Genomic DNA, 15,085 nt, shown 5'->3' with positions numbered 1-15,085 from the left:
ACCCGCCGTGACGGCAGGTCGGACGCGGTGTGTGCTGCGTGTTCGACCTCCCGGTGCGGCATCGGCACCAGGAGCACCATGACCGGAATCGCGCCCGATCGCGGCGACGGTGGGTCGAGGCCGCCGATCTCGTTCGAGCTGTTCCCGCCCCGAACGGACGCCGCGGCGCTCGCGCTGGGCAGCACCATCGACCGGCTCGCCGGCGTCGACCCCGCGTTCATGTCGGTCACGTTCGGCGCGGGGGGATCCTCACGCGACCGTTCGCTGACGGTGCTGCGTCACATGCTCGAGCACACCGACGTCGAGCCCATGGCGCACCTCACGTGCGTCGGCTCGAGTCACGCCGAGGCCAACCGCCTCGTGCGCGAGTTCCTCGACGCCGGGGTCACGAGCTTCCTCGCGTTGCGTGGTGACCCGCCGGCCGGCGTTGATCCCGAGGCCGGCCTCGGCGACCTGCGGAGCGCGGCCGAACTCGTGCAGCTCATCCACCGCGTGCAGGAGGAGCGCGAGCCGTTCGGGCAGGCGGGCATCCCCGGCATACCGGCGGCGACGAGCATCCGTGACCGACCTCGTCCCGAGCGGGTCGCCGTGGCGGCGTTCCCCACGGGGCATCCGCAGTCGCGCGACGTCGAGCAGGACACCGACACGCTGCTCGCCAAGGAGGTCGCAGGCGCCAACCTGGCCATCACCCAGTTGTTCTGGGAGGCCGACGACTACCTCGGCTTCGTGGCGCGCGCCCGCGCGGGCGGCGTGACCATGCCGATCCTGCCGGGAATCATGCCCGTCACCACGCCCGCGCGGCTCGCGCGCCTCGCGGAGCTCACGGGTGTGCCCGCGCCCCGGTCGCTCACCCGCGCCCTCGAGGTCGTATCCGACCCCGACCGGCAGTTCGCCATCGGCGTCGAGCACGCCACCCGCCTCGCGGTCGCCGTGCTCGACGGCGGCGCGCCCGGACTGCACCTGTACACCTTCAATCGCCATGAGGCCGTGCTCGCCGTGCTCGACCGGCTCGGCCTCCGCACCCCCGCGTACGCGGGCATCGAGAGGAACACGACACCATCATGAACACTCCCGCATTCCCCACCGGAACCATCCTCGGCTACCCCCGCATCGGACGCCGTCGCGAGCTCAAGCACGCGGTGGAGGCCTTCTGGGCCGGCCGCATCGACGCCGCCGAGCTCGAGTCGGTCGCCGCCGACCTGCGCGCGGCGACGCGCGAGCGCCTCGTCGAGCTCGGGCTCGGCCGCGACGACTCGTCGATCCCCGAGTCGTTCTCCTTCTATGACCAGGTGCTCGACGCGGCCCTCGCCGTGGGCGCGGTGCCCGAGCGGTTCCGCCGCCTGGAGGACGAGCGGGGCGCCGTCGATCTGGCCGGCTACTTCACCATCGCGCGGGGCGAGGGCGACGACGCCCCGCTCGAGATGACGAAGTGGTTCGACACGAACTACCACTACCTCGTGCCCGAGATCGGCCCCGACGCCGAGTTCTCGTTGCACGCCGAGCGCATCGTCGCCGAGTTCGTCGAGGCGAAGGCGGCCGGATACCTCACCCGGCCCGTCATCGTCGGACCCGTGACCCTCCTGGCTCTCGCCAAGCCCGCCGAGGGCGCCCCCGCCGGGTTCCGCCCGCTCGACCGGCTCGGCGACCTGGTGCCCGTGTACGCGGCGCTCCTCGCCGAGCTGTGTACCGCGGGCGTCGAGTGGGTGCAGCTCGACGAGCCGGCGCTCGTGAGCGAGAGCCTCGACGTGCCTCGCGACCAGGTGCTGGCGGCGGTCGGCGCCGCCTACGGGCATCTCGGCGCGGCCGACCGTCGCCCCTCCGTCTTCGTCGCGGCCCCGTACGCCGGCCTCGACGACGCACTGCCCGCCCTCGCGGCGATGCCGATCGAGGCCATCGGCATCGACCTCGTGCGGGGCGGCGTGCCCGAGCACCTCGACTCGGCGACCGCCGAAGCGCTCGCCGCGAAGACGCTCGTCGCCGGCGTGATCGACGGGCACAACATCTGGCGCGGCGACCTCGCCCTCGCCTTCGACCGCGTCGAGGCCGTGCGCAGGCTGTCGGCCGACGTCGCCGTGTCGACGTCGACCTCGCTCCTGCACGTGCCGCACGACGTGACCGAGGAGACGGCCCTCGACGCGCGCCTCGTGAGCTGGCTCGCGTTCGCCGACCAGAAGGTGGCCCAGGTCGCGACGCTCGAGCGCGGCCTGGTCGCGGGCCGCGCGACGATCGAGGACGAGCTCGACGCGGCATCCGCTGCCCTCGCCGATCGCGACGGCGCCCCCGGGGTGCACGTGCCGGCCGTGCGCGACCGCCTCGCCGCGCTCGCCGACCGCGACTTCTCCCGCGCCGCGTACGAGGAGCGCATCGGGGCGCAGGCGACGCTCGACCTGCCCGAGTTGCCGACCACGACGATCGGGTCGTTTCCGCAGACCGGCGACATCCGGCGCGCCCGCGCCCGGCTCCTCACGGGCGAGGTGACCGAGGCCGAGTACCGAGTCCTCATGCACGACGAGATCGCGCGGGTCATCCGCCTCCAGGAGGACCTCGGCCTCGACGTGCTCGTGCACGGCGAACCCGAGCGCAACGACATGGTGCAGTACTTCGCCGAACTGCTCGACGGCTTCACGGTGACCCAGCACGGCTGGGTGCAGTCGTACGGCTCGCGCTGCACGCGTCCGTCGATCCTGTGGGGTGACGTCTCACGGCCCGAGCCCATGACGGTGGCATGGTCGACATTCGCGCAGTCGCTGACCGACAAGCCGGTCAAGGGCATGCTCACCGGGCCGGTGACCATCCTCGCCTGGTCGTTCGTGCGTGATGACCAGCCCCTCGGACACACCGCGCGGCAGGTGGCGCTCGCCCTGCGCGACGAGATCGCCGACCTCGAGGCCGCAGGCATCCGCATCATCCAGGTCGACGAGCCGGCCCTGCGGGAGCTCCTGCCGTTGAAGCGGGACGCCCAGCCAGACTACCTCGACTGGTCGGTCGGCTCGTTCCGCCTCGCGACCGGCGGGGCTGCGGCGGCCACGCAGGTGCACACCCACCTCTGCTATTCGGAGTTCGGCGTCGTCATCGACGCGATCCGCAACCTCGACGCGGACGTCACGTCGATCGAGGCCGCGCGCAGCCGCATGGAGGTGGTCGACGACCTCGGGACGAACGGCTTCGACCACGGCATCGGCCCGGGTGTCTACGACATCCACTCGCCGCGGGTTCCGGGCGCCGCCGAAGTGCAGGCGCTGCTCGAGCGCGCCGTCGGCGAGATCCCCGCCTCGCGGCTGTGGGTGAATCCCGACTGCGGCCTGAAGACGCGCGGCTACGACGAGACCGTGGCTTCGCTCGAGCACATCATCGAGGCGACGCGCGCGGTGCGGGCGGCGATCCAGGAGCCGGTGCCGGTCGACTAGGTCGAACGAGATGGGGGCGGTCGATGCCGCGAACCCGAGGCATCCGACCCCCGCGTCGCCTGCCCTGCCATACGGTGGACAGGAACGCAACCCCGCCGTCGCGTCAGGCGATCGCTCAGGGACGTGACGTACCGTCAGGACATGCGACTCGCGGTTCACGAATGGGGTGGCGGCACCAAGACGGCCGTCCTCATCCACGGCATCATGTCGGACTCGCGTGCGTGGCACCGGGTCACGCGCGAGCTCGAGACGCATGACTTCCGCGTCATCGCCGTCGACCTCGCCGGCCACGGCCGCAGCCCTCGGTCGAGGACCTACTCCCCGCGGGCCTGGGCCGACGACGTCGTCGAGACGCTCGCCCCACTGCTCGACGGCCCGCCCGACGTGGTCATGGGGCATTCGCTCGGCGGCCTCGTCGCAAGCCTCGTGGCCGACCGGCTGGCACCCCGTGCCGCCATCTACATCGACCCGGCGTTCTCGTTCCCCACCGGGGTCCGCGGCTTCGCCGTCAAGCTGTTCTTCGCGATCGCGCCCCGGCCGAAGCGCTCGGCCCTCGTGCGCATGAACCCGAAGTGGAGCGCGTCCGACGTCGACATCGAGGTGGCGACGTTGCGCGACTGGGACAAGCGCACGATCCTCGGGTTCGTCGACACCCGGCACCTCGTGCCGCCGGCCCGCGTCGTGACACCCAGCCTCGTGGTGCTCGCCGAGAAGAGCCTGCTCATCACCGAGCGGGTCGCCGCGCAGCTGCGCCGCAAGGGCATGACGGTCGCGACCGTACCCGGCACCGGCCACACGGTGTTCCGCGACGACCACGCCGGATTCATGGATGCTGTGTGCGACTGGCTGTGCGACCACGTCCGCCTCGGCGACGCCGGGCCGACGCCGGCGCTGGTGCGATCACCGGTGTTGGCCGCCGCAGCGTAGCCGTCGGCCACCCCCAGCGTGGCGGTCAGGGCACTCAGACGGAGCGGAGGACCGCGACGACCTTGCCGAGCACCTCGGCCTGGTCGCCGAGGATCGGCTCGAAGGCGGTGTTGCGGGGGAGCAGCCACGTGTGGCCGTCGCGCTGGCGGAACACCTTGACCGTCGCCTCGCCGTCGAGCATGGCCGCGACGATCTCGCCGTTCTCGGCGGTACGCTGCGACCGCACGACGACCCAGTCGCCGTCGCAGATGGCCGCATCGATCATCGAATCGCCGACCACCTTGAGGATGAACAGCTCACCCTTGCCCACCAGCTGCCGGGGGAGCGGGAAGACCTCGTCGATCTGCTGCTCGGCCATGATCGGGACGCCGGCGGCGATGCGGCCGACGAGCGGCACCATGGCCGCGTCGCCCACCGGCGCGGGGCCGCTCTCTCCCGACGCGACCGGTCGCCCGGTGCCGGGCAGCTCGATGAGCACCTCGAGCGCACGTGGGCGGTTGGGGTCACGACGCAGGTAGCCTGCGAGTTCGAGCTGGTTGAGCTGGTGCGTCACGCTCGACAGGGACGAGAGGCCCACAGCGTCGCCGATCTCTCGCATGCTCGGCGGGTAGCCGCGCGCGGCGACCGAGCGCTGGATCATCTCGAGGATCGCGACCTGCTTGGCGCTCAGGCTCTTGCGTCGCCGCGGCCTCCCGGTCTCCCGCGCATCTTCGATGTCGGTGCTCAACGTCTCGGCCCCTTCGTAGCGGTCGCACGCGACCGGATGTCGGTGGTATCTGATCGACTGTCGTCTGACATTCGAAACTGTATCCGGCTCAGGTCGGTGCGGCAAACATTCGTTCGAGTGTGTCGCGAAATCGGCGGCGCGAATCGGCGGGCGTGTCGCTTGCAGGTTCGATTGTTCGAAGATATATTCGGAACAGAGTTTCGCATCGGCCCTCCCGGCCGAGGGCCGATGCGGCTCCTACAGGAGGTGTGACATGAGCGCAGCGATCGTTTCCGGCGGGTTCGGCACATCCGTGCGACCGCACTCCACCGGCGCCCCCAGCTCGACGGCGGCACCGAGCTCGTCGCCCACGCGGCTTCGCCTCACGCGCCGCGGTCGCATCGTCTTCACGACGCTCGGGGGGCTGCCCCTCGTGGTCTGGGCGCTCGTCACCATCCTCGGCTCCGGGGGAGCAGCCGCCGACGCGGGCGTCGAGCTCGGCGCCCGCACGTTCGAGTACGTCACGGTGCACCAGGGCGACTCGCTCTGGGCGATCGCCGAGTCCGTCGCGCCGCACGGCGACCCCCGAGACGTGATCGCCGAGATCATGCGGCTCAACGGGCTCGATGAGGCCACCGTCGAGCCCGGCCAGCGGCTCGCCCTCCCGGTCGTCCCCTGATCAGCGGTGGCCGAAACCGTCGACGGTGCGTGGCTAGCATGGATGGGTGACAAGCCTCGATGACCTTCCGATCCGCGACGACCTTCGTGGTCGCACCCCATACGGGGCCCCCCAGGCATCCGTCCCCGTCGCGCTGAACGTCAACGAGAACACACATCCGATTCCCGAAGATGTCGCGCACGACATCGTCGCCCGAGTGGCCGCCGCGATCCTCGGCCTGAACCGCTACCCCGACCGCGAGTTCACCGCCCTCCGCACCGCGCTCGCCGACTACCTCGGCCACGGGCTCGACGCCGACCGCATCTGGGCGGCGAACGGCTCGAACGAGGTGCTGCAGCACATACTCCAGGCCTTCGGCGGTCCCGGCCGCGCGGTGCTCGGCTTCGCGCCCACGTACTCGATGTACGGGCTCCTCGCATCGGGTACCGGCACCGAATGGATCACGGCCACCCGCGACACCGACTACGAACTCGGGCCAGACACGGCCGTGGCGGCCATCCGAGAGCACGACCCCGACATCGTGCTGTTGTGCGCGCCCAACAATCCCACCGGAACCCCGCTGTCGCTCGAGACGATCGTCGCCGTCGCGGACGCGGCGCGCGGCATCGTCGTGGTCGACGAGGCGTACATCGAGTTCGCCGACCCGGGCACGCCGAGCGCGCTCACCCTCCTCGAAGGGCGGCCGCGTCTGCTCGTCTCACGCACGATGAGCAAGGCCTTCGCGTTCGCGGGCGCCCGGGTCGGGTACCTCGCGGCCGACCCGGCCGTGATCGACGCGCTCCGGCTCGTGCGGCTGCCGTACCACCTCTCGGCGCTGACGCAGGCCGCCGCGCTCGGCGCCCTCGCACACTCCGGCGAGATGCTCGCGATGGTCGACGAGATCCGCACGCAACGTGAACGCATCTCCGCCGAACTCGACCGCCTCGGGTTCCGTCCATACCGGAGCGGAGCCAACTTCGTGCTGTTCGGAGGCGTGGACGACCCGCACGCGGTGTTCGAGGCGCTCCTCGCCCGGGGCATCCTGATCCGCGAGATCGGACTCCCGGGCAGCCTTCGCGTCACCGCCGGAACCGAGGCCGAGACCACCGCGTTCCTCGAGGCGATCGCCTTGTTCGCCCCGGCGAACGCGGAACAGGGCGGCGAATAGGATGGAAGCATGACCCCTCCCGGCGCCCCGCGTACCGCGCGTGTGCAGCGTGAGACGAGCGAGTCGAGCATCGACCTCTCGCTGAACCTCGACGGTTCGGGCGTGAGCGACATCGAGACGACCGTGCCGTTCTACGATCACATGCTCACGGCGTTCGCCAAGCACTCGCTCACCGACCTCACCGTCCGCGCCAGCGGCGACATCGAGATCGACGTGCATCACACCGTGGAGGACGTCGCGATCGTGCTCGGCCGCGCCATCCGCGAGGCACTCGGCGAGAAGCGCGGCATCTCCCGCTACGGCGACGCCCTCGTTCCGCTCGACGAGGCGCTCGCCCAGGCGGTCGTCGACATCTCGGGCCGGCCGTTCCTCGTTCACGCGGGGGAGCCGGCGGGATTCGAGTACCACCTGATCGGCGGTCACTTCACGGGCTCCATGGTGCGGCACGTGTTCGAAGCCATCGCGTTCAATGCCGGCCTCACCGTGCACGTGAACGTGCTCGCCGGCCGAGATCCCCACCACATCGCCGAGGCCGAGTTCAAGGCCTTCGCGCGGGCGTTCCGGCAGGCGAAGTCCCTCGACCCGCTCGTGAACGGCATCCCGTCCACCAAGGGCGCACTGTGAGCCGGAGGCGACGCGTCGTGGTGCTCGACTACGGTTCCGGCAACGTGCACTCCGCGGCCAAGGCGCTCGAGCACGCGGGAGCCGAGGTGCAGGTCACGGCCGACCGTGCGGCCGCACTGGAGACCGACGGGCTCGTCGTGCCCGGTGTCGGCGCGTTCAAGGCCGTCATGGACCAGCTCCGTGTCGTTCGCGGCGACGAGGTCATCGACCGTCGCCTGGCGGGCAGCCGCCCCGTGCTCGGCATCTGCGTGGGCATGCAGGTGCTCTTCGAGCACGGCGTCGAACGGGGCGTCGACACCGAGGGCCTCGGCGAGTGGCCGGGCACCGTCACCGAACTGCCCGCGCCGGTGCTGCCGCACATGGGCTGGAACACCGTCACGCCCGATGAGGGCTCGGTGCTCTTCAAGGGGATCGAGCACGAGCGGTTCTACTTCGTGCACTCGTTCGCGGCCCAGCGGTGGGAGCTCGACGTCATGCCGCCGTTCCCGACTCCGAAGCTCACCTGGGCCGAGCACGGCGGGCCGTTCCTCGCCGCGGTCGAGAACGGTCCGCTGTCGGCGACGCAGTTCCACCCCGAGAAGTCATCGGATGCCGGCATCCGCCTTCTGACCAACTGGCTGGGCTCGCTCGGCTGAACGCACAGCGTCATGCGCGAACGGCGGCCTCAGCGTCGGACTAGGATGCTGTGACTGTGCCGACGTGGCGTTCACAGCCGACGAACAAGGACAGTGATGAGTGAGTTCAACAAGACCCCGCGTCTCGTGCTGCTGCCGGCGGTCGATGTCGCCGGTGGCAAGGCCGTCCGCCTGACCAAGGGCGAGGCGGGCACCGAGACGAACTACGGTGACCCCGTCGACGCGGCGGCGGACTGGGCCGCGCAGGGCGCGGAGTGGATCCACCTGGTGGACCTCGACGCCGCCTTCGGTCGTGGCACCAACGCCGGCGTGCTGAAGAAGGTCATCCGGCAGGTGCGCGGCGTCAACGTCGAGCTGTCGGGCGGTATCCGAGACGACGCGTCGCTCGAGCACGCCCTCGAGATCGGTGCGAAGCGCATCAACCTCGGCACGGCCGCGCTCGAGAACCCGGAGTGGGCGGCCTACGTCATCGCGCAGTACGGCGAGGCGATCGCGATCGGCCTCGACGTGCGCGGCACCACCCTCGCCGCACGCGGCTGGACCAAGGAGGGCGGCGACCTCTGGCACGTGATGGACCGCCTCGAAGAGGCCGGCGCCGCGCGCTACGTCGTCACCGACGTCACCAAGGACGGCACCCTGCAGGGGCCGAACCTGGAGCTGCTTCGACAGATCATGGAGCGCACCCGACGCCCGGTCGTCGCATCCGGCGGAGTCTCGAGCCTCGACGACATCGCCGCGCTGCGCGAGCTGGTGCCGCTCGGCCTCGAGGGCGCGATCGTCGGCAAGGCCCTCTACGCGGGCGCGTTCACGCTGGCCGAGGCGCTGGATGTCGCCGGACACTGATCCCGGTTCGCACACCGGGGCCGACTCCGCGGGCGTCCCGTGGGCCGGTCGATCGTTCCAGCCGAATCCGCACGCGGCCGACGACGGACGCGCGCCCGAAGCCCTTGCCGCCGCGATCGCGCGGTTCCGTTCGGGCGACGGCGGACCGGCCGACGTCGTTGCGGCGTTCGCGCACTCGCGCCTGCTGATCCCCCTGCTCTCCGAGCTCGGCGATGGCGGTCTCGAGGTCGGTGCCCACGGACTCGCGATCGACAAGAGCCAGGAGCTCTCGATCGTGACGGTCGAGGGCCCCGACGGCCGGCGCGTGCTTCCGGTGTTCGCCTCGGTCGACGCGATGGCGCGGTGGAACCCTGTTGCCCGTCCCGTCCCCGCCGACGGCGTGCGCGTCGCGCTCGCGGCCGCCGACGACGGCACCGACCTGGTCGTGCTCGATCCCGGCTCCGACACCGAGTTCGTGCTGCGCCGCCCGGCGATCTGGGCGGTCGCGCAGCAGCAGCCGTGGCATCCGTCGTTCGAGGCACCCGACGTGCGGGCGGCATTCGAGCGCTCGATCGGCACCGAGCTGTCGGTGCTCGGCATCGACCTCGCGGCCGGAGATCCCGATGCCAGGCTCGCCGGGCCCGAGCTCGTCGTGCGCATCTCGCTCGTCGACGGCCTCACCCGGGGCGAGCTCGATGCGGTGCTCCAGCGCCTCGCCGCCCGGTGGGCGGCCGACGACGCCATCGCGACCCTCGTCGACTCGCTCACGGTTCGACTCGTCGGCGGGCGCCCGGCACCCGACGCTCCCGTGGCCTGATCGCATCCGGGCACAGCCGCCCCGTATGGTGGCCGGTATGGGGGAACGCGATTCGGAACGACCCGTCGAGGACGCGGGGGAGCAGGGATCGCAGCCCGAACGTCGGATGCCGCTGCGGCCGCCGTCGCTCGACGATGACGACGACGCGCCCCCGCCGCCTCCCCGTCCGCCCCTCACCGACGAGACCAAGCCTCCGGTGCTGCGCGCCATTCCGACGCCCCGCGTGGTCAAGACCGCACGCACGCTCTGGATCCTGAGCTTCGTCCTCGGCGGCGCCGGGGTCTTCATCGCATTCCTCTCCCGGGACGCCATCGTCGATGAGCTCACCGAGCGCCTTGGCCGGCTTGCGCCGGGCTACGACGCCGACGAGGTCGCCACGTTGGTCGACGTCGTGTACTGGTCGAGCATCGCCGGGCTCGGGCTCATCATCACGATCGAGGCGGTGCTGCTCGGGTCGCTGATGAACCGTCGCGGCGGAGCGCGGTGGCTGCAGCTCATCGTCCTGGTCGTCCACGCGGGCGCGGCACTCGTTGGCTCGGCGTTCCTGGCGATCGGCGACCGCGCGCTGCTCGTGGCGGCGCTACTGGTGGCCGGCTTCCTGCTCTGCGTCGTCGCGTGGATACTGTGCCTCGTCCCCGCCGCCAACCGCTGGTTCCGGATGCAGGACGAGGCGCAACGGGCTCTGCTGGACTGACGTCGGCGCCGCCTCGACCACGAGCGCCTCGCATGTTCGCGTGACGACCTGGCACGCCTCGAGGGCGGCGCGGTCGAGCAGTGGGCTTCCGAGCAGCATCCGCCATCGATGGAGTGCGTCGACCGCCGACCGATGGACCTCGTCGTCGGACGTGTCGTCGGCCAGGCCGAGCCGACGCCGCGCCAACGTGCCCGACCCGCCGATGAGTCGCTCGGCATCGGCGGCCTGCTCGGGCGGGAGACCCAGCCCGATGGTGCGCGCGGCCGACAGCAGCGAGAGCTCCCGGAGTTCGTGTGCATTCGCCTCCAGGCGCTCGATCGCGCTCTCGAGGTCGCCCGAGTGCGGGCTCGGACGCTGCCGGAGCAACGTTCCGAGCGCGGCCAGGGCGGTGCGTACCTTCAGCGCGTCGGCGCGGGACCGGAACTGATCGGACACGTGCCGCAGCAGGTCCTGCATGCCGCTTCGCCGGTAGAGCTCGTCGGCGAGCTCCGTGGAGTCGTCGCAGCCCGAGCGGATGACGACGGCCGAGAGCCGGATGCCGAACATGCCGTAGCGGTCGAGGAGGCCGGCGCGGTCCTCGGCGGACACGTCGATCGAGGCATCCGATCGCACGAACCGGTCGACCGAGACGAGCATCCGCTCACGCGACTGGCGGCCGAGCCGCGCGATCTGACGGAGCGCATCGAACTCGCGCTGCCGCAGCGTGCGCGCCGACTGCGCGACGAGCCCGGCGATGGGCACGACGTCGAGCGCGAGCGAACGCAACGTTCCGTCGGACCGATACCGTTCGGCGATGCTCCGCGCGGAGAGAAGGGCGTCGATGCGGCCTGCGCCGATCTCGTCGGCACGCGACAGCACCGCGAGGGCGTTCACGGTGGCCGACGTGCCCACCGAGGTGTCGTGGAACGCCGAGAGGAAGCCGAGGTCGGCCGAGTGCAGGTGGCGCATCAAGTAGATGATGGCGTCGGCCTCCGACGGGGTGTCCTGGGGGGTGAGGAACGACGCCGACCGTGCTGAGATCTCGGTCGAGAGCGAGGCGATTCCCGGCGTGTCGATGAGGGTGACCTCCTCGAGCCGCTTCGACGGCCACTCGACCTCCACGCGCTCGACCTGTTCGATCGGCGTTCCGCCGAGGTCGATGACCAGCCGGCCCTCGTCGCGTCGAACGGGCAGCGGTCGCGTCGCCCCATCGAGCAGGTGCATGGTGATCCGCGGGGTCGGCCCGTGCCGGTACCAGGTGATCACCTTGGTGCATTCCCCGGCGTCGGTGGGCGCGATCTCCTCGCCGATGATCGCGTTCAGGAGGGTCGACTTGCCCGCCTTCACCATGCCGGCGATGGCCACGCGGATGGGCTCCCCGAGACGCCTGCGGTGCTCCTCGATGCGGCGGACCGCCTCCGCGTCATCGCGGTAGTGGAGCGCGGCTGCATCGAGGAGCGCGTCGGCCTCGTCGAGCAGGCGGAGGCTCACGCCGGCGCCGTCCCGGCCTTCGCGCCTGTCGTGGCCACGGCGCCGGCCCCGGCCCCGGCCGTCGAGACGGCTCCCGGGTCCGCCGGGGATGTCGACGACGGGCGTGCGCTCCCGTCGATGTCGATCGCGGCGGCGCGTTTGGTGAGCGCGTCGACGCGTGCGAGGTCGCGTTTCAGAGCGGTGACGCGCTTGTCGCGCTCGGCGGCGTACATGCTCGCCGCCTTCTGCGCCGCGAGCACCGAGTCGGCCAGGGAGCGGTGGTGCTCGTCGGCGATCGCGGTGAAGTGGTCGCGGGTCGTTCGCTGCACGAGGCGGAGGCGGTCGCGCAGCTGCTTGCCGACCTGGAAGATGATCTCGTCGACCTGACGTCGGATGAGGATCTTCGCCTCGTTCCGGCGGCGCTGCAGCCGCGCCTCGGTGTCCTCGCGGTACGCCTTGCGGCCGATCACCGCCCCAGCTGCCAACGAGAGCGGGTTGATGATCGACATGCCGATGATGCCGGTGATGATGCCGACCATGAGCACGCCGCCGTACGACCCCTTGAGCCCGATGTAGAACTTCTGCCCGGCGCCGAGTCGCCCCGAGTCGAGCTCGGCGACCGCGCCGACCGCGTCGAGCACGTCGCGGGTGTCGTCGACGTTGATGACCGGGAGCGCCACCTCGTCTTCCGTGAAGTGGCGCGCCACCTTCTCGGAGAGCCACGTCGCGCGTTCCTGGGTCCACACGAACGTGTCGGTGACGGCCGATGAAACGCGTCGCTCGAACCATTCCACGAACTGGTCCCACACCGGCCCCGGATCGCCCTCGTCGATCGAGTCCTCGGCCTCCCGCTGGATGGAGCGCATCCGATCGCGCAGGTCGTGCTCCATGTCGGCGATCAGGTCGGTGACGCCGTCGTTCAGCGTCGTCTGCCAACGCGACGAGTTGCGTCGGAGTTCATCGGCCCGACCCTTGGTGGACTCGAGCTGTGCGACGATCTCGGGCGTCTTCTCGGGGCTCTCGAGCGCGCCGAGCTCCGCGTCGATGGCCAGCCGCACGTGCTCCGAGGTCGACAGGAGGTCGCTCGCGGTCGAGCGTCGTTGCAGGAGCTCCGCCTGCCCGACGATGTCCTTCCGGAGGTACGACACGAGCGCGGGAAATCCCGACTCCGCGTTGAGTTCGGGGTCGGATGTCTCGATCGCCGTCAGGCGGAGGTGCGACGACACGGGGAACAGCGGGATCTCGGGGTCGATCGCGCGCAGGTGCGCCCGGTTCAGCTCCTCGACCTGGCGCCACTGGGGATACATGTCGGTCTTCGTGAGGACGCAGGCTACGTTCGGCGTGATCCGCATGGCGTGGCGGAGGAACTGGATCTCGGGCTCCGTGTACTCCTGCGAGGCATCCGACACGAAGAGCATCGCGTGGGCGGAGGGCAACGTCGCCAGCGTGGTGAGGGCGTGTGCGGAGGTGAGTCCGCCGACCCCCGGGGAGTCGATGAGGGTGAGGCCGCCGCGCAGGAGCTTGCGCGGGAGGAAGACCTCGGCACCCGTCACCTGTTTGTCGGACTCGGGCGTCGCCCGCTCGGAGACGTAGTCCGCGAGCTCGGTGGGCGCGACCTCCCGCCGTTCGACCCGGGCGCCCGATTCCACCGTGCCACCGCTCGAACGCTGCGTGAGCACGAATGCCGCGGGCGTGTCACCGTGCCGCACACTGGTCGGCACGGCCGTCGCGATGTCGTCGTCGACGGGGCAGACCGGCGCGTTCACGAGCCCGTTCACGAGCTGGCTCTTGCCCTGCTTGAACTCCCCGACGATGATCACCCGGATGCTCGGATCGAGCACGCGTTCCTTCGTCTGCTCGAGCCGGCGACGCAGGTCTGCGCGTGAACTGCTGTCGGCCAGCGCGATACCCAGGTCGACGAGTTCGATGAGGTGTTGCATCGCCGCGATCCCCCTTCGCAGGTCGTACCCATTCAACCAGAACACGAACGAACTCGACCCGGCGCGGGAGCATCCGCGCCGGGCCGAGCCGCTGTGGTGTGATTACACGACCGGCGGGCCTTCTGCCGGGAGCTCCACCTCGAGCTCGACGTCGGTCAGGTCGCCGCCGCCCTGCTCGAGGTTGTTGTCGTTGAACGACTCCTCGATCTCGACGTCGGTCTGGACCTGGTCGCCGGGGCCCGTCTCGAGGTTGTTGTCGTTGAAGGAGTCCTCGATGTCGACCTCGAGCTCGGTCTCGACCGAGTTGTCGACGGAGTTGTCCTCGTTGAAGGAGTCCTCGATGTCGACCTCGACGTCGAGTTCGGTGTTGGTCGAATTGTCGACCGAGTTGTCCTCGTTGAAGGAGTCCTCGATGTCCACTTCGAGTTCGGTCTCGTTGTAGGAGTCCTCGTTGAAGGAGTCCTCGATGTCCACGTCGATCTCGGTCTCGGTCTCGTTGAACGAGTCCTCGATGTCGACCTCCTCGTTGAAGGAGTCCTCGATGACCGTGGTCGTCGTGGTGTTCGTGGAGTTGTCCGAGTTGTCGTTGAACGAGTCCTCGATCTCGAGTTCGTTCTCCTCGTTGAAGGAGTCCTCGATGTCGACCTCGAGGTCGTACTCGGTGTTCCCCGCGATGACCGTGCCGCCGGTCGTTGCGACGATGCTGCCGTCGCCGACGTTCGTCGCCGTGTTCTCGACCTCGTTGTTGACGCCGACGATGCTGTCCTCGGCCCAGATGTTCGTGTTCACCGACTGGTCGTTGATGACATCGCGGTCGTCGATGTACGAGTAGTTGTGCACGACGCTGAGGAGCTTCGCCTTCGCCGCGGCGTAGTCGCCGTGGTCGTGGTCGTGGTCGTGACCGCCGCCGCCCCAGTGGCCGCCTCCGCCGCCGCCCGAGTGGCCGCCGCCGCCGCCGCCACCCCAGCCGCCGCCGCCACCCCAGCCGCCGCCGCCGCCTCCGCCGTTGATGGAGTTGCCGCCGGTGTCGTACTCGCGGTTGCCGACCGGTGAGAAGTCGAGCGCGACCGGCAGGACCGCGTCGACATCCGCAGCGCAGATGCCGTTGAGACCGGCGTTGTGCAGCGCGGTGTCAGGGTCGGCGGCGAATTCCGCGCCGGCTTCCGGGTTCTTCAACAGGCCCATCAGGAAGTCGAGCAGCGCCGTGGTGATGTTCGTCATGATCAGTTCCCCCTCAG

At 70.5% G+C, this 15,085-nt stretch carries 14 protein-coding genes; 10 read left to right on the top strand and 4 right to left on the bottom strand.

Annotated features, from left to right (window positions below):
• Positions 1–78 precede the first annotated feature (78 nt).
• The 3 genes from AB0K73_RS15530 (at position 79) to AB0K73_RS15520 (ending at position 4,334) form a co-directional block, all read left to right on the top strand.
• The gene (locus AB0K73_RS15530) at positions 79–1,065 is read left to right on the top strand and encodes a methylenetetrahydrofolate reductase (protein ID WP_360515366.1); all 987 of its coding nucleotides are present in this window, start codon (positions 79–81) and stop codon (positions 1,063–1,065) included.
• Positions 1,062–3,407 (top strand): 5-methyltetrahydropteroyltriglutamate--homocysteine S-methyltransferase, encoded by a 2,346-nt coding sequence (gene metE, locus AB0K73_RS15525; RefSeq protein ID WP_360515369.1) that lies wholly within the window; start codon positions 1,062–1,064, stop codon positions 3,405–3,407. The genes AB0K73_RS15530 and metE overlap by 4 nt, the downstream gene beginning before the upstream one ends.
• Before the next feature lie 141 nt (positions 3,408–3,548).
• A complete protein-coding gene (locus AB0K73_RS15520; protein ID WP_360515372.1) occupies positions 3,549–4,334 on the top strand; it encodes an alpha/beta hydrolase in 786 nt (261 codons plus the stop codon).
• 34 nt (positions 4,335–4,368) lie between these two features.
• On the opposite strand, the gene lexA is transcribed toward AB0K73_RS15520, so the two are convergent.
• Positions 4,369–5,049, bottom strand: a complete 681-nt coding sequence (gene lexA, locus AB0K73_RS15515; RefSeq protein ID WP_360515522.1) for a transcriptional repressor LexA — start codon at positions 5,047–5,049, stop codon at positions 4,369–4,371.
• Positions 5,050–5,314: 265 nt separating this feature from the next.
• Between lexA and AB0K73_RS15510 the strand changes: the two genes are divergently transcribed.
• The 7 genes from AB0K73_RS15510 to AB0K73_RS15480 all read left to right on the top strand — a co-directional run bounded on the left by AB0K73_RS15510 (position 5,315) and on the right by AB0K73_RS15480 (position 10,458).
• On the top strand, positions 5,315–5,719 hold the full coding sequence (locus AB0K73_RS15510) for a LysM peptidoglycan-binding domain-containing protein (protein ID WP_360515375.1): 405 nt from the start codon (positions 5,315–5,317) through the stop codon (positions 5,717–5,719).
• 46 nt (positions 5,720–5,765) lie between these two features.
• Positions 5,766–6,866 (top strand): histidinol-phosphate transaminase, encoded by a 1,101-nt coding sequence (locus AB0K73_RS15505; protein WP_360515378.1) that lies wholly within the window; start codon positions 5,766–5,768, stop codon positions 6,864–6,866.
• A gap of 9 nt (positions 6,867–6,875) precedes the next feature.
• Positions 6,876–7,490 carry an imidazoleglycerol-phosphate dehydratase HisB gene (gene hisB / locus AB0K73_RS15500; RefSeq protein WP_360515381.1) on the top strand — a complete coding sequence of 205 codons (615 nt, stop codon included), beginning with the start codon at positions 6,876–6,878 and terminating at the stop codon, positions 7,488–7,490.
• On the top strand, positions 7,487–8,125 hold the full coding sequence (gene hisH / locus AB0K73_RS15495) for an imidazole glycerol phosphate synthase subunit HisH (protein ID WP_360515384.1): 639 nt from the start codon (positions 7,487–7,489) through the stop codon (positions 8,123–8,125). Before hisB ends, hisH begins: the two co-directional genes overlap by 4 nt.
• A gap of 96 nt (positions 8,126–8,221) precedes the next feature.
• Positions 8,222–8,968, top strand: a complete 747-nt coding sequence (priA, locus tag AB0K73_RS15490; protein ID WP_360515387.1) for a bifunctional 1-(5-phosphoribosyl)-5-((5-phosphoribosylamino)methylideneamino)imidazole-4-carboxamide isomerase/phosphoribosylanthranilate isomerase PriA — start codon at positions 8,222–8,224, stop codon at positions 8,966–8,968.
• Positions 8,952–9,764, top strand: a complete 813-nt coding sequence (locus AB0K73_RS15485) for an SseB family protein (protein WP_360515390.1) — start codon at positions 8,952–8,954, stop codon at positions 9,762–9,764. Before priA ends, AB0K73_RS15485 begins: the two co-directional genes overlap by 17 nt.
• A gap of 37 nt (positions 9,765–9,801) precedes the next feature.
• A complete protein-coding gene (locus AB0K73_RS15480; RefSeq protein WP_360515393.1) occupies positions 9,802–10,458 on the top strand; it encodes a hypothetical protein in 657 nt (218 codons plus the stop codon).
• On the opposite strand, the gene AB0K73_RS15475 is transcribed toward AB0K73_RS15480, so the two are convergent.
• From AB0K73_RS15475 to AB0K73_RS15465, 3 genes are all read right to left on the bottom strand, one after another.
• Complete coding sequence (locus AB0K73_RS15475; protein ID WP_360515396.1) at positions 10,345–11,928, bottom strand: dynamin family protein; 1,584 nt, start codon at positions 11,926–11,928, stop codon at positions 10,345–10,347. The genes AB0K73_RS15480 and AB0K73_RS15475 overlap by 114 nt on opposite strands.
• Positions 11,925–13,847 (bottom strand): dynamin family protein, encoded by a 1,923-nt coding sequence (locus AB0K73_RS15470; protein WP_360515399.1) that lies wholly within the window; start codon positions 13,845–13,847, stop codon positions 11,925–11,927. The genes AB0K73_RS15475 and AB0K73_RS15470 overlap by 4 nt, the downstream gene beginning before the upstream one ends.
• Before the next feature lie 102 nt (positions 13,848–13,949).
• On the bottom strand, positions 13,950–15,068 hold the full coding sequence (locus AB0K73_RS15465) for an IniB N-terminal domain-containing protein (RefSeq protein WP_360515402.1): 1,119 nt from the start codon (positions 15,066–15,068) through the stop codon (positions 13,950–13,952).
• Positions 15,069–15,085 lie beyond the last annotated feature (17 nt).

This window comes from Agromyces sp. NPDC052230, from assembly GCF_040679595.1.
Classification (GTDB): Bacteria; Actinomycetota; Actinomycetes; order Actinomycetales; family Microbacteriaceae; genus Agromyces.
Note: the sequence above shows the minus strand (reverse complement) of the source record. Positions and strands in the feature narration are given on the sequence as shown.